Origin of the sequence: Nonomuraea sp. NPDC048881, assembly GCF_040649795.1 — a bacterium.
Classification (GTDB): domain Bacteria; phylum Actinomycetota; class Actinomycetes; order Streptosporangiales; family Streptosporangiaceae; genus Nonomuraea.
The window spans coordinates 22,640-36,365 of the sequence record NZ_JBEZGC010000015.1 but is presented as its reverse complement, the minus strand read 5'-3'; the positions used below and the strand labels follow the sequence as shown (position 1 = coordinate 36,365).

General features: G+C 76.3%; 13 protein-coding genes. 4 read left to right on the top strand and 9 right to left on the bottom strand.

Going from position 1 to position 13,726, the window contains the following annotated elements; genetic code table 11:
- Positions 1 to 62 precede the first annotated feature (62 nt).
- A complete protein-coding gene (locus AB0C33_RS38145; RefSeq protein ID WP_358296903.1) occupies positions 63 to 1,175 on the top strand; it encodes an ABC transporter substrate-binding protein in 1,113 nt (370 codons plus the stop codon).
- Between the two features lie 17 nt (positions 1,176 to 1,192).
- Here the strand turns inward: AB0C33_RS38145 and AB0C33_RS38140 are convergent, their stop codons facing one another.
- Together AB0C33_RS38140 and AB0C33_RS38135 are read right to left on the bottom strand one after the other, a co-directional pair.
- Positions 1,193 to 2,062 (bottom strand): GNAT family N-acetyltransferase, encoded by an 870-nt coding sequence (locus tag AB0C33_RS38140; protein WP_358296900.1) that lies wholly within the window; start codon positions 2,060 to 2,062, stop codon positions 1,193 to 1,195.
- Between the two features lie 154 nt (positions 2,063 to 2,216).
- On the bottom strand, positions 2,217 to 4,484 hold the full coding sequence (locus AB0C33_RS38135) for a catalase (protein ID WP_358296897.1): 2,268 nt from the start codon (positions 4,482 to 4,484) through the stop codon (positions 2,217 to 2,219).
- A 254-nt stretch (positions 4,485 to 4,738) separates the two neighbouring features.
- Between AB0C33_RS38135 and AB0C33_RS38130 the strand changes: the two genes are divergently transcribed.
- Genes AB0C33_RS38130 through AB0C33_RS38120 form a run of 3 tightly spaced genes read left to right on the top strand, consistent with a single transcriptional unit; the run spans position 4,739 to position 6,452 of the window.
- The gene (locus tag AB0C33_RS38130) at positions 4,739 to 5,413 is read left to right on the top strand and encodes a hypothetical protein (protein WP_358296894.1); all 675 of its coding nucleotides are present in this window, start codon (positions 4,739 to 4,741) and stop codon (positions 5,411 to 5,413) included.
- Positions 5,410 to 5,802 carry a phage holin family protein gene (locus AB0C33_RS38125; RefSeq protein WP_358296891.1) on the top strand — a complete coding sequence of 131 codons (393 nt, stop codon included), beginning with the start codon at positions 5,410 to 5,412 and terminating at the stop codon, positions 5,800 to 5,802. The genes AB0C33_RS38130 and AB0C33_RS38125 overlap by 4 nt, the downstream gene beginning before the upstream one ends.
- A complete protein-coding gene (locus AB0C33_RS38120) occupies positions 5,799 to 6,452 on the top strand; it encodes a DUF3618 domain-containing protein (RefSeq protein WP_358296888.1) in 654 nt (217 codons plus the stop codon). Before AB0C33_RS38125 ends, AB0C33_RS38120 begins: the two co-directional genes overlap by 4 nt.
- A 71-nt stretch (positions 6,453 to 6,523) precedes the next feature.
- Here the strand turns inward: AB0C33_RS38120 and AB0C33_RS38115 are convergent, their stop codons facing one another.
- The 7 genes from AB0C33_RS38115 to AB0C33_RS38085 all read right to left on the bottom strand — a co-directional run bounded on the left by AB0C33_RS38115 (position 6,524) and on the right by AB0C33_RS38085 (position 13,636).
- The gene (locus AB0C33_RS38115; protein WP_358296885.1) at positions 6,524 to 7,009 is read right to left on the bottom strand and encodes a nuclear transport factor 2 family protein; all 486 of its coding nucleotides are present in this window, start codon (positions 7,007 to 7,009) and stop codon (positions 6,524 to 6,526) included.
- A 57-nt stretch (positions 7,010 to 7,066) separates the two neighbouring features.
- Entirely contained in the window at positions 7,067 to 7,957 is an 891-nt protein-coding gene (locus tag AB0C33_RS38110; RefSeq protein ID WP_358296882.1) for a LysR family transcriptional regulator, read from the bottom strand.
- A 66-nt stretch (positions 7,958 to 8,023) separates the two neighbouring features.
- The gene (locus tag AB0C33_RS38105) at positions 8,024 to 8,755 is read right to left on the bottom strand and encodes a class I SAM-dependent methyltransferase (protein WP_358296879.1); all 732 of its coding nucleotides are present in this window, start codon (positions 8,753 to 8,755) and stop codon (positions 8,024 to 8,026) included.
- A 121-nt stretch (positions 8,756 to 8,876) separates the two neighbouring features.
- Complete coding sequence (locus tag AB0C33_RS38100; RefSeq protein ID WP_358296876.1) at positions 8,877 to 9,653, bottom strand: class I SAM-dependent methyltransferase; 777 nt, start codon at positions 9,651 to 9,653, stop codon at positions 8,877 to 8,879.
- 87 nt (positions 9,654 to 9,740) lie between these two features.
- Complete coding sequence (locus tag AB0C33_RS38095; RefSeq protein WP_358296873.1) at positions 9,741 to 11,000, bottom strand: alpha/beta hydrolase; 1,260 nt, start codon at positions 10,998 to 11,000, stop codon at positions 9,741 to 9,743.
- 78 nt (positions 11,001 to 11,078) lie between these two features.
- The gene (locus tag AB0C33_RS38090; protein ID WP_357977843.1) at positions 11,079 to 11,732 is read right to left on the bottom strand and encodes a response regulator transcription factor; all 654 of its coding nucleotides are present in this window, start codon (positions 11,730 to 11,732) and stop codon (positions 11,079 to 11,081) included.
- Positions 11,729 to 13,636 carry a histidine kinase gene (locus tag AB0C33_RS38085; protein ID WP_358296871.1) on the bottom strand — a complete coding sequence of 636 codons (1,908 nt, stop codon included), beginning with the start codon at positions 13,634 to 13,636 and terminating at the stop codon, positions 11,729 to 11,731. Before AB0C33_RS38085 ends, AB0C33_RS38090 begins: the two co-directional genes overlap by 4 nt.
- Positions 13,637 to 13,726: the final 90 nt, after the last annotated feature.

The following is a 13,726-nucleotide window of genomic DNA, read 5'->3' as shown; positions in this document are numbered from 1 at the left end:
CGCGACGCCGCGATCCCGGCATACTGGGCCATCGGATCATCACGTCCAGGGAGATCATGCGCATGAGCACGCCGTCGTCACAGCCGGGGGCCGGGCGGGCCGGCGGGCCGTCCGTCCGGATCGGCGCGCTCGTCCCGCTCACCCCGCCCGGCTGGGTCGAGGCGGGCCGCCACCTGCTGGCCGGGCTGGAGCTGGCCGTCCGGGACGTCAACGACGCCGGCGGCATCGGCGGCCGGCCGCTGGAGCTGGTGGTCCGGGACACCGCCGCCGACCCGCGGAAGGCGGCGGCGGCCGTGGACGAGCTGGCCCGGCTCGGGGTGGCCGCGCTGACCGGCGAGTACCACAGCGTGGTCGCCCGTGCCGCCGCCGCCCGCGCCGAGGCCGTCGGCCTGCCGTTCCTCTGCTCCTCGGCGGTCCTCGACGCGCTCACCGAAGAGCCTGCGACGTGGGTCGCGCGCCTGGCCCCCGCGCAGTCGCGCGGGTGGCGGATCTTCGCCGACTTCCTTCTGGGCGCGGGCCACGAGCGCGTCGCGGTGGCCACGCAGCCGAGCGTCTACTGGGCGTCGGGGCTCGGCGTCCTGCGCGACCGCCTCGCCGCGCGCGGCGGCACGGTCACCGAGCTGGACATGACCGCGCTCACCCCCGCGGCCGTGTGCGACGAACTCGCCCGCGACGGCGCGACGGCGCTGCTTCTCCTGGTGGGCCACCCGGAGCCGGCGGTGCCGATCGTGCGGGCCGTGCGCCGCGACCGGCGCCTGGCCGGGACCCTGATCGGCGCGCCGGCCGGGCAGCCGGAGTTGCCGGGGTGGGCCGAGTCGCTGGGCGACGACGGCGCCGCGATCCCGTTCCTGCGCTACCTGCCCGAGAGCCTGAGCCCACTGGGCGTACGGGTGGCGGCGGCCCTTCGCGAGCGGCTGGCCGCGACGCCGTCGTTCGTCGCCTTCGAGGGCTACGACACGGTCACCGTGGTGGCCGAGGCGCTGCGGTCGCACGGCGTGGACCGGGCGGCCGTCGCCGGATCCTGGCCGCACGTCGCGGTCGAGGGCACCCGGGGACCGATCCGGTTCTCCCGCGCGCCGGGCATCGGCGTCTGGCAGTGGGCCTGGCCCCCGATCCAGGTCGCCGACCGCGACCCGGCGAACCCGGCGCACTTCCGCACCCTGCACACCGCCTGACCGCCGCGCGGGACGCCTCAGGAGGGGTGGCGGGACACGTCGTGTCTCTCCGTCAGCCGTTCGAGGCCGGCCGACCGGTAGGTGGCGACGGCACCGGCGTTGGAGCTCGGGCAGCACACGAGCACGCTGGACGAGCCGGCCTCCCGCAGCGCGCGCGCCGCGGCGACCGTGATCGCCCGGCCGTGCCCGCGCCCCCGGTGGTCCCGGTGCACCCCCAGCGGCTCGATCAGCCCTGGCCTGCCCGCCCCGGCCGACCAGACCGCCACGGCCGCCACCGCCGCGCCCTGGTCGTCGCGGGCGAGCAGGCACCGCGCGCCGGCGTACGGGACGCCCGCCGCCATCGCGTGCCAGCGCTCCTCGGTGAAGGTCGAGCCGTCGAACGACGCCCGGATGACGGCGGCCCACTCGGGCGCCTGCTCCGGCCCCACCGCCTCGACGTGCACGCCGGGATCCGGGACGGGCGCGCCGAGGTCGCGCCCGAGGACCGTCCACGGGTCGTCGGCCGCCCAGCCGTCCTTCAGCAACAGGTCCCGCACCAGCGCGCCCGGCGGCGACTCGACGTACGCCCGCCCCTCGGGCAGCACCCCGCGTCCGGGCTCCGACACGTCGCCGGCCACCCGGCGGGCCAGCTCCTCGTCCTGCGACGCCCCCGGCGCGAACGCCAGCCGCAGCAGGTCGGCGCCGTCCAGCAGCCCGGCCGCGACGACCTGCCCGGCCCGGCTCCAGGTCAGGGTGGCCGCCGCCGTGCGCCCAGGGCCGAACCGCCAGAACCACCCCAGGTCGCCCGGATGCAGTTGCACGGGCTCTCCTTCGCGCTGCCACTCCCCCAGCAGCCGCACCACGTCGCCGAGCCCGTCGATCCCCGGCCTGCCCGTCTCGATCGTCATCCCCCGATCACACACCACCCCGCCCGCCGCCCGCACCCGGATTTCCCGCGGGCCGGGAGGGCGGCCAGGGCGGCGGCATCGCGCTCGGCCGGAACACGCGTCGCGCGCCGCGACATGGCGTCGCGGCGCGCGATGGGAGGGCGGTTCTCCTGGCTCAGGCCACGTCGGGGTGCACGCGGAAGCGGTCCCAGACCCGGTGCAGGGGCAGCAGGGCGAGCACGTCGCGCAGCACCCCCTCGCCGTCCTGGCCGGTGACGACGCCCGGCGCCTGCGCGGGGATCCCCGCGGCCTGCAGCGCCTGCGCGGCCGTGCCCCAGCCGCCCACCGCCTTGGCGTGCCGGTACGCCTCGCCGACCAGGAGCAGCACGCGCGGGTCGACGGGGGTGCCGCCGTCGCCGGCCTTGGCGTCGCGGGCGCCGTACGCGTCGTCGCCCGGGGCGGGCGCCCCGGCCAGCAGCACGGCGTCGAACTCGACGGAGCGGGCCGTGGCGAAAGTGCGCTGGACGGCCAGCGTGCCGCCCAGCATGCCGCCCTTGGGCGCGATGACGAGCGGCGTCATCCCGCCGTCGAGCACGGCCTGGCGGACGGCGCCCACGACGCCGAGGTCGCTGGTCTCGTCCGCGACGATGCCGATGATCCGGCCGTCCAGCGGCCACTCCCGGCCTACCTGCGACAGCGCCGGGCTCGGCGCCGGGTCGGCGAGCGGCACGGTGGGCTCGGGGGCGGGCAGCCCGAGGCCGTCGGCGACCTCCCGGCACAGGACCGGGTCGATGTTGGCCAGCACCCGGAGCTGGCGTTCCTTGACCGCCTGCTCGTAACACTTGCCCAGCTCGAAGGTGTAGGCGCTGATCAGGTGCTCGCGCTCGACCGGGGACAGGCTCAGCCAGAACAGCCGCGGCTGGCTGTAGTGGTCGGAGAAGGTCGCGGGCGCCTCGCGCGCCTTGCGTCCGGCGACCTCCAGCGGCACCTCGACGTAGGCGCCCTGCTCGGCGCCGGCCTGGAAGGGGCAGCCGCCGTCCAGGGAGTTCGGCCGGTACGGGGCCACCCCGCGGTGGACGGCCGTCTGGTGGAAGCCGTCGCGCAGCATGTCGTTGACCGGCGCGTGCGGCCGGTTGATGGGGATCTGCGCGAAGTTCGGGCCGCCCAGGCGGGTGATCTGCGTGTCGAGGTAGGAGAACAGCCGCGCCGCCAGCAGCGGGTCGTCGGTGATGTCGATGCCCGGCACGAGGTGCCCGACGTGGAAGGCGACCTGCTCGGTCTCGGCGAAGAAGTTCGACGGGTTGGCGTTGAGCGTCATCAGGCCGACCGGGTGGACGGGGGCCAGCTCCTCGGGCACGATCTTCGTCGGGTCTAGCAGGTCGATGCCCTCGAACATCTGCTCCGGCGTGTCCGGGAAGACCTGGATGCCCAGCTCCCACTGCGGGTGCGCGCCGGCCTCGATGGCGTCGGCGAGGTCGCGCCGGTGGAAGTCGGGGTCGACGCCGCCGGCGATCTGGGCCTCCTCCCAGGTCAGCGAGTGCACGCCGAGCTTGGGCTTCCAGTGCCACTTGGCCAGCGTCGTCTCCCCCGCCGCGTTGACCAGGCGGAAGGTGTGCACGCCGAAGCCTTCCATCATGCGGAACGAGCGCGGGATGCCGCGGTCGGACATGTTCCACATCGTGTGGAAGGTGGCCTCGGTGTGCAGGGAGACGAAGTCCCAGAACGTGTCGTGCGCGCTCTGCGCCTGCGGGATCTCCCGGTCGGGATGCGGCTTGCCGGCGTGGATGACGTCGGGGAACTTGATGCCGTCCTGGATGAAGAAGACCGGGATGTTGTTGCCGACCAGGTCGAACACGCCCTCGGCGGTGTAGAACTTGGTGGCGAAGCCGCGGGTGTCGCGGACGGTGTCGGCCGAGCCGCGCGAGCCGAGCACGGTGGAGAAGCGGACGAAGACCTGGGTCTTGACGCCCTCGGCGAGGAAGGCCGCCTTGGTGATGTTCGAGGCGGTGCCGTACGCCTGGAACACGCCGTGGGCGGCGGCGCCGCGGGCGTGCACCACCCGCTCGGGGATGCGCTCGTGGTCGAAGTGCATGACCTTCTCGCGCAGGTGGTGGTCCTGCAGCAGCACCGGGCCGCGCGGGCCGGCCTTCAGCGAGTGGTCGGTGTCGCGCAGCCGCACCCCCTGGGCGGTGGTCAGGTACTCGCCACCCTGCGCCACCTGGTCCTGCGAGGCGCCGGTCGGCTGCCCGGTGGGCGAGACGGTCTCGGGCCCGGTCTGGTCCGGCTTGGGCGGCAGCGGCTCCCGCGGCTCGGTCGGCTCCTCAAGCTGGGGCGGCAGGCTGCTGGGCACGCCGGGGATCTCGGCCGCCTGCACGGCGTCGTGGTCGGTGACGGCGCCGACGACCTTCTCCACGGCGGACTTGAGCGGGTGCGACTCGTTCATGCTTGGTTCCTTAGGAAGGGCCACAACGGATTGACCAGGTCTGGCGCCTCCCTACCCATGCTCAGCCGTATAACGCGAATAGTCGCACTTCAGGGCGTTTCGCGACCCCGCGCGAACACGCTCGGAGCGCTTCGGGAGCAGCGCGGGACGCCGATCCCCTTTTCACGTTCTTTGCCCTGCGTTGGGGTGTTCTTGGTTTGGCGGAGGCCGTCCGGGTAGCCACAGGCGGCATCAATCCCACGAGGAGGGCACCCATGAGTGAATACCCGACGGGGACCGGCCAGGAGGGAACGCTCCATCAGGGCAAGGCCGCCGCGCAGGAGGTCGCCGGGACCGCCAAGGAGGCCGGCGTCCAGGTGGCCGGCGAGGCCAGGGCCCAGGCCAGGAACGCCGTCGACGAGCTGCGCGACCGGGTGCGCGCCCAGTCCGAGCAGCAGAGCCGGCGTGCCGCGCAGAGCCTGCGGGAGTGGTCGGAGGACCTGTCGGCCATGCACGAGCAGGCCAAGCCCGACTCGCCGGTGACCAACGTCGTACGCCAGGCCGCCGACCAGGGCCGGCGCGCGGCCGACTACCTCGACAGGCACGGCCTGGCCGGGGTCGTCGGCGAGGTGCAGAGCTTCGCCCGCCGCCGCCCGGCCGCGTTCCTGGCCGGCGCCCTGGCCGCGGGCTTCCTGGTGGGCCGCGTCATCAAGGCCTCCGGCGACAGCTCAGGGACGGCCTCCCAGCCCGCGGTCCCGCCGCCGCCCGCCGACCCCACCCTGCCGAGCGCCGCGCGACCCGGCACGGCGCCGCCGCAACCGCTGCACCGGCCGCTCGGCGACCCCCTCGGGCAGGACGACACCCGCCCCGTGCCGCCGCTCACCACGCCACCGGCCGCCCCGGCCGCTCCCGCGGCGCCCGCCTACGGCGCCGGGAGTGACCTGCCATGACCGCGCAGCCCGAGGAACCGACGCTCGGCCAGCTGGTCGGCGAGATCGGCGAGGACATCTCCAAACTGTTCCGCCAGGAGGTGGAGCTGGCCAAGATCGGGCTCCGCCAGGAGGCGACCAAGGCGGGCAAGGCGGCCGGGATGCTCGGCGGCGCCGGCTTCGCCGGTTACATGATCGCGCTGCTGGTGACCCTGGCCGTCATGTTCGGCCTGGGCGAGGTGATGGGCCTGGGCTGGGCCGCGCTCGTTCTCGCGGTCGTCTGGGCGGTCATCGGCGGAGTGCTGTACGTCAACGGGCGCAACCGGCTGCGCGAGATCAACCCCAGACCCGAGCAGACCATCGAGACGCTCAAGGAGGACGCGCAATGGGCACGCGACCTGAGGAAGTGAGAAACGAGATCGCCGCCACGAGGGCCGAACTCGCGGCCGACGTGGACCGGCTGGCCGACCGGACGAGCCCGGCGCGGATCGCGCGCCGCCGTACCGAACGGGTGCGGGAGGCGGCGCGATCGTTGCGGGAGCGGGTGATGGGAACCCCCTCCCATGGCGCGTCCCATGCCGCCGGACGGGCGCGGCACGGCGTCGCCGCCACCGCCGGCTCGGTGGGCGAGGGGGCGCACCAGGCCGGCCACGCGGTGCTGGAGGGCGCCCACCAGGCGGCCGGCACCGTGCGGCACGGCGCCCACGTGGCCGCCGAGACCGTACGGGCCGCGCCGGAGCAGGCCAGGCGGGGCACCCAGGGCAACCCCCTGGCGGCCGGCCTGATCGCCTTCGGCGCCGGTCTGCTGGCCGCCACGCTCATCCCCGCCACCGAGGCGGAGGAGCAGGCCGTCGGCCAGCTCCGCGAGCAGGTCGGCGACGTGCTGGAGCCGGTCGTGGAAGCCGGCCGCGAGTCGGCGCAGCAGCTCGGCCACGACGCCAAGGAGCTGGCGGGGCAGGCCGTCCAGCAGGTGAAGGACAGCGCGTCGGAGGCGGCCGCCGCCACCGCCGACCAGGCCCGCGAGCAGGCCCGCCAGGTGGGCGGACACCGCTCCGGCTGACGCCCGCCCGGACGTGCCCAGGCCCTCACCGCCGCGTCAGGCCGTGAGGGCCTGCGCCGTTGTCCGGCGGGTCACCTGGCGTCCCCGGCCTCCTCCGTGGCCGCGGTGTCCGGGGGCTCGAAGGCCAGAGGCAGGCACAGGCCGATCTGGGAGTAGATCTCCAGCTGGTCGTAGTAGAGGCGCTGGCTGGAGACGAGCCCGTCGCGCAGGTCCCAGAACCAGCAGGCCCGCACGGTGATCTGGCGGCCGGTCGCGGCCAGCACCTCGCCCCCGACCGTCAGGTAGGGGCCGGAGTGCGTCCCGGTCGCCGTCAGCTCGGTGGCGATCGTGTCGCCCAGGGCGACGGTCTCCCACAGCGTGAAGTGCAGGTCGGGAAAGCCGTCCCAGATCTGGGTGAAATAGGAGGCGATCTCCTCAGGACCGCCCGCCTCCATCTCGGGGCTCACGACGACCGCGTCCGGCGCGTAGCACCGCGACACCGCCTCGACGTCGTGCGCGTTGGCGGCGCCGATCAGCCGGTGCACGATGTCGTGGGTCGGCGGCGGCACCTCTTCCATGCCAGGGACCGTACCCGGGCCAGGGCAGCGCACCGCCAAACGGTCGTCAGCAGCGGCTCATGGATGGGTGGCCGCCGCCGGGGCGGCGGGTGTGCGGAGGGTGCGCAGCTCGCCGAGCAGGTCGCGGATCAGCGCGGAGCCGGCCAGTTCGCGGGTGGTGACGTAGCCCACCCGGCGGCGGGGGGCGCCCTCGCCGAGCTCGGCCGTGGCGACCCTGGCCGGGGCGCCCACCGTGGACAGGCGGGGCACGATCGCCGCGCCGAGCCCGTGCCCGACCATCGACATGACGACGCCGTCGTCCTCGGCCGTGATGTCGCCGGGCGGGATCCACTCCTGCGCGGCCAGCCAGCGCCGGGTCTCGCCCGAGCAGTTCTCGTGCCAATCGATCATGGGGAGCGACCGCGGGTCCGGATGCCCCAGCGGATGGGCCAGCACGTACGGCTCCTCGTACAGCTCCTTGCAGACCAGGCCGTCCACGTACATCGGCAGGGTCAGGACGCCCACGTCGGCCCGGCCGTCGGCCACCTCGCCGGCGATGCCCCTGCCCAGGTCCGGCACGACGCGCACGTCCACGGTGACCTTGGGGTGCCGCCGGCCGAACCGGACCAGCACGCGCGGCAGCAGGTGGAAGGCGGCGCTGCGGAAGGCGGCCAGCCGGATGGTCCCGGTGGCCTCGCCGCGGGCGGCGGTGCGCGTGTCGGCCCGCATGACCTCCATGAGCCGCAGGATGTGCCGGGCGTGCCCGACCGCGGCCCGCCCCGCCGCGGTGGCCCGCGCGCCGGCGCGGCCCCGCTGGAACAGCACGGCTCCCATCTTCCGCTCGGCCGCGCGCAGGGCGTGGGAGACGGCCGACTGGGTCAGCCCCAGCCGTACGCCGGCCGCCGTGACGCTGCCCTCGCCGTCGACGGCGACCAGGACGCGGAGTTCCGCGGGGGTGAGATCGTCCACGGCGGCGACAACGGATGAAGACCTCTCATGCATTCCGCGACCGCTGAGGAAGGCCGCCGGTCCGGGCTAGGCGATCAGCAGGCGGAGGCCGAGCTCGGCCTCGTCGAGTTCGAGCAGGTCCCGGTTGCGCGCGGCCCACCGGCCGGAGGCGAGGTCGGCACGCAGGTCGCGCACCGCGCGCCGCTCGACGTCCGGCCCGAGCCTGGCCCAGACCGACATCCCGCGGCGGACGTCCTCCTCCAGGTACGCCTCCGGCCGGCGCCAGAAGGCCTCGAACAGGCCGTCGGCGCAGTCCCACGGGATGGGCACGGGTTCCAGCCGGGCCCCGATCGCCGCCGCCAGCTCGGTCACCGAGGGCCGGCCTGCCACGAGGCCGGCGACCTCGGGCAGGTAGTCGCGGGACAGCCAGAACCGGTCGCGCCAGCCGGCGTCGCCGGTGTCGTGGGTGAACACCACCACGCGCCGGGCGACCCGGCGCATCTCGCGCAGCCCGCCGAGCACGTCCGGCCAGTGGTGGACCGACGAGACGGCCATGGCGGCGTCGAAGGCCCCGTCGTCGAACGGCAGGCGCTCGGCGGACCCGGCCAGGCACGGCGCCGCCTCCGCCGGGCGCTGCGAGCGCATGAGCGCCGACGGCTCCACGGCCAGGACGTAACGGCCGGGCGGCTCGTAGGACCCGGTGCCCGCGCCGACGTTCAGCACGGTCCGGGCGTCGCCGAGCGCGGCCCAGATGCGCGCGGCGATGCGCGGATCGGTGCGCCGCGTCGTGGTGTAGGCCGCTCCGATGGTGTCGTACAACGGCGCTCCGGACATTCGGCACCGCCTTCCCGGCCGTCACCGTCCGACGGGAGGCCGCTTGATCGTTGTTCTCGGATCGATCGGCAGGTGAAACCTCTTCACGGCCCTGGCTCGGACGTCGTCACAACCGCCGGACGCGCAACACGGCGGTCAGCATCGGCAGGGTGAACTCGCCGTCGGCGGTCTCGGGCCGGCCGGCGAGGTAGGCGCGGATCCGGCCGAGCCGGGCCGTGCGTTCCCCTTCGGGCATGACGAGCATGCCCGCCCTGGTCGCGAGCGTCTCGGCGAGGGAGTCCGCGGTGCGGCGCTGGCCGTGCGGGAACTGTTCCTGCTCCGGCGTCCCGAACCGCGGCGCGCCCGACCCGGGCAGGTGCATCCCGGCTGTCTCGGCGCGCCAGGCGGCGGGCGTGTCGCGCGGGCCGACCGCCTCGCCGCCGCCGGCCCGCGCGAGCCCGGCCACCCAGTCGACGCCGTCGTCGAGCACGTTCCACAGGCCGGCCAGGACGCCGCCGGGAGCCAGGACCCTGGCGATCTCGGGCCCCGCGACGGCCATGTCGAACCAGTGCATGGCGTTGCCGGCCAGCACCGCGTCGACGGACGCGGCCGGCAGCGGGATCGCCTCGGCGCTGCCCGGCAGGGCGCGGACGTCCGGCAGCGCCCGGCGCAGCTCGGCCAGCATCGCCGGGTCGGGCTCGACCGCGACGACCTCGACGCCCAGCTCGACCAGCGTCGCGGTCAGCTTGCCGGTGCCGGCCCCGAGGTCGAGCACCCGAAGCCCGGGCGCCGTCTCCAGCGCCCAGCGCACGGCGGCGTGCGCGTAATCCGGCCGGTGCTCGGCGTACGCGGCCGCCGCGGCTCCGAATGACGAGCTGTGACGTAGCCGTTCGTCCGGCTCCACGCGCTCTCCTTCCCCGCCCCGCCGCCCGGCGGAACCCCTGGGTCACCCGCATCCTAAGATCACCGATCCCGGAACGCGCGGCGGCGTCTAGGAGCGGGCGGGATCGGTGGCGCCGGTGTAGGCGGGGACGGGCAGCGGGCGGTCGAGGAGGAAGGCGCGGATCAGGCCGCGGTAGAGGTCGGGACGGCCGTTGGCGATCGAGTGGCCGGCGCCCGGGACGTACACCAGGGTCGAGTCCGGCAGGGTGCGCCGGTAGTCGTAGGTGACCTCCCACTTCAGGTAGTCGCACTGCCCGCGCATGATGAGCACCGGCACCCGTACCCCGCGCAGCCGGGGCCGCGGGTCGGGGACGGCGGCGGCGTCCTCGGCGGTGACCTGGTTGCTGTAGAAGCCGGGCAGGTTCCCGTGCACGGGGGCGGGTTTCGCGTCCGCGCAGCCCGTGGCGTCCTTGGCCACCAGCAGCAGCTCGCGCATCCGGGCGTCGGCCTCGGCGTCGGGCACCAGCGCCCGTGCCGCGGCCGGGTTCACGCCCAGGAGCAACGACTGGACCAGCATGCGCGGGGAGCTCGTCAGCGCGTCGGCCTGGGCCTGGAGGGGGGCGGGCAGGCCGTCCCACGGGCTGCCGACGCCGCCGGGGAAGGCGGGCTCCCAGATCGCGCCCGGCGAGGTGAGCACGGCCTTGGCCACCCGGTCGGGGTGGGCGGCGAGGTAGGCGGCCGACAGGGTGCCGCCCCACGACCTGCCCACCAGGACGATCTTCGGGGCGCCGATGGCCTGGCGGACGGCCTCCAGGTCGGCGACGTGGCGGGCGACCGTGTACCCGGCCGGGTCGGCCAGCCGGGTCGAGCGGCCGGCGCCGACCTGGTCGTAGGCGTAGACGTCGAACCCGGCGGCGGCCAGCTCCTCGCTGCCCTCCGGCAGCCCCTCCCCCGGCGTGCCCGGCCCGCCGTGCAGGAAGATCACGGGCGGGCGGCCGGCCGTGCCGGATCCGGCGAGCTTGACGTAGGCGAGCCGGGAGCCCGTCGGGAGCTGCCAGTACGCGACCCCGGCGGGCGCCGCGGCCGGCGGCGGGACGGGGAAGGGCCGGAAGGCCGCCAGCCCGGCGAGGGCGGTGACCGCCACGGTGTTCACCACCACGTAGGGCGGCACCAGCCGGGGCAGCCCCAGCAGGCGGAGCGCGGGACGTCCGAGCAGCCAGGAGACGGCGGCGACGGCGAGCACCCCCGCCCCCGCGAACAGCGGCACGACGGCCGTCACGGCCGCCACGAGCAGGAAGACCAGAGCCCCGGCGGCGACCGCGGCGATCTCGGCGCCCACCAGCAGGATCGCGCCTGACACACGTTTCATGTGCCACAACGTTAGGAACGCGCGCGCCGCGTCTCCTCCTGCCGGCGACCGAACCGTGCCCCCGCCACGCGGCGGGGGTCAGCCGGCCCCGGGACGGATCAGGCCGGACTCGTAGGCGTGGATGGTCGCGTGCAGCCGGTCGCGCACGCCCAGCTTGGCCAGGATCGCCGCCACGTGATCCTTGACCGTGGCCGGGCTGAGCGCCAGGACGGCGGCGATCTCGGCGTTGGACAGCCCGCGCGCGACGTGCCCGAGCACCTCGCGCTCGCGGGCGGTGAGCCCGTCGGGCCGCGCGGGCGGGCCGGGGTCGGCGGCCGCGGCGAAGCGTTCGAGCAGCCGCCGGGTGATCACCGGGTCGAGCAGCGCGTCGCCGCGCGCGATCACCCGCACCGCGTCCACGACGCGCGCCGGCTCGGCGTCCTTGAGCAGGAACCCGGACGCGCCCGCGCGCAGCGCGCCGAACACGTACTCCTCCAGGCCGAACGTGGTCAGCACGACGATCCGGGTGCCCGGCGTGCCGGCGGTGATCCGGGCGGTGGCGGCGAGCCCGTCGAGGCCGGGCATCCGGACGTCCATGAGCGCCACGTCCGGGCGCAGCTCGGCGGCGAGCGCCACGGCGGACTCGCCGTCGGCGGCCTGCCCGACCACGTCGAGGTCGGGTTCGGCGGCCAGCACCGCGGCGATCCCGACCCGGACCACCGCCTGGTCGTCGACGACGATCACCCTGATCATCTGGGCAACCATACCCGCACGTCGTCCGGGCCGCCGGTGGCCAGCGTCCCGCCGTACCCGTCGGCCAAAGTGCGCAGCCGGCGGCGGGCGCGCCGGGCCGCCGCGCCCTCGACGAGCACGCCGTCGGGCAGGTACGACACGGTGATCCGGTCCCCGGCCAGCTCCTCGACGGCCCGGAACACGCCGACCTCCAGCTCCGGCGTCAGGCCGCCGGGGTCGCCGAGGTGGCGGACGCCCGACTGCCGCCGGGCGGCCAGCAGCTCCAGCCCGGCGAGCGTCGGCGGCGGGCCGTCGGATCCGGCGGGGCGGCGCAGCTCGTCCAGCAGCCGCCGGAGCGCGTCGATCGCGGCGCGGGCGGCGTCGCGCACCGCCGTCAGGTCGCCCTTCCCGGCCGCCGCGACGACCGCGTCCGCGTGCCGGGCCGCCGTGCTGCGCAGGCCCTCGACGATTCGTTCTCGTTCGCCGCGCGCCACGTCCGCCAGCCGGCCGGCCAGCAGGTCGCGTTCGGCGGTCGCGGCCGCCCGCCGTCGCGCCCGCGCCCGGCCGACCAGGACGCCCGCCGCCCACGCCGGAGCCGACAGGAGCGCCACGGCCGTGGCGAGCACCGCCCAGGCGGCCGTCCGGTCGCCGGCGATGCCCGGCCCGAGGGCCAGCGCGAGGCCGCCCACCAGGCCGACGGCGAGGATCGCGAGCACGCCCCGGCGCCTGGGGTGGTGGGCGCCGAAGGCGTAGAGCTGGGCCAGCTCCACCCACCACGCCCAGAGGAACAGGTCGCCCGCGGGGGTCGGGGTCAGGCCCGCCATCGCCACCGGATGGATCGACAACATCGCGGCGAGGCTCCACGCGGGCCGCCGCACCCGCCACCACAGAGGCAGGGCGTGCAGGACGAAGAGGGGGCCGAGCACGAGGAACTCCCGCGGCGCCGGAGTGCCTCCCGGCAGCAGGCTCGCCCCCATCGTCAACGCGACGGCGAGCCCGGCCAGCGCCGCGTCCCAGGCCCGCCGCCCCCGCCACCACGCCCGCCGGAACGGGGGCGGCCCGGCGGGGGCGGGGAAGGCGGCCCGGACCGTCCAGCCGCCGGCGTCCGGGCCCGCCGTGAGCGTGCCGCCGCAGGCCGCCACGGTCGTGGCCAGCCCGGACAGGCCGTGGCCGGTGCCCAGGTCGTCGTGCTCCCGCGCGCCGCCGGTGTCGCGCACCTCGACGGTCAGCCGGCCGGGTCCGCCGAGGACGGCGACGTCCACCCGGGCGCCGCCCGCGTACCGCGCGGCGTTGGTGAGGCCCTCCTGGACCACCCGGTAGGCGGCCGCCGCGACCTCGGGCGGCGCGGCGGCGGCCGTCCTGCGGTAGCCGACCCGGCCGGGGTCCGCGCCTGGCCCACACCGGTCGGCGACCAGGGCGTCGATCTCCGGCAGGTCGCGGACGGCCTCCCGCGCGCCCGCCAGTTCGGCGCGGGCCAGGCGGGCGGCGTCCCCGGCGTGGCGCAGGGCGGACTCCCGCATCGCCGGGTCGGCCACGTGCAGCGCGGACGCCGCGGCCACCGCGATGCCGGTGAGCCGGTGGGCGGCGGTGTCGTGCAGTTCGGCGGCCATCCTGAGGCGCACGGCGTCCGCCACGGCCGCGGCCGCCCGCGATCGCGCCGCCCGGTGCGCGGCCAGGGCCGCCCGCCGCGTCCGGCGCCGCCGGTGCGCCCGCCCGAACGCCCAGACGACCGCGCCCACGCCGCCCGCCACCAGCGCCACGCCCGCCAGCGCCTGCGGCGGCCAGCCGCGGGCCGCCGCGACGGCCGTCGCCGCCGCCACCAGGGCCGCGGCGACCGCGATCGTGATCCCGGCCGTGCCGCGGACGGCCGCGCCGTACAGGAGGGCGACGCCGACGAGCGCGCACCACAGCAGAACGGAGCTCACGGCGTCAGGCTAGCTTCCGCGGATCGGCCGCGACCATGCGCGCGTTCGTCGGCCCCGTCGGGGCATGATCCCGTCGCCGGACAGGGCGGC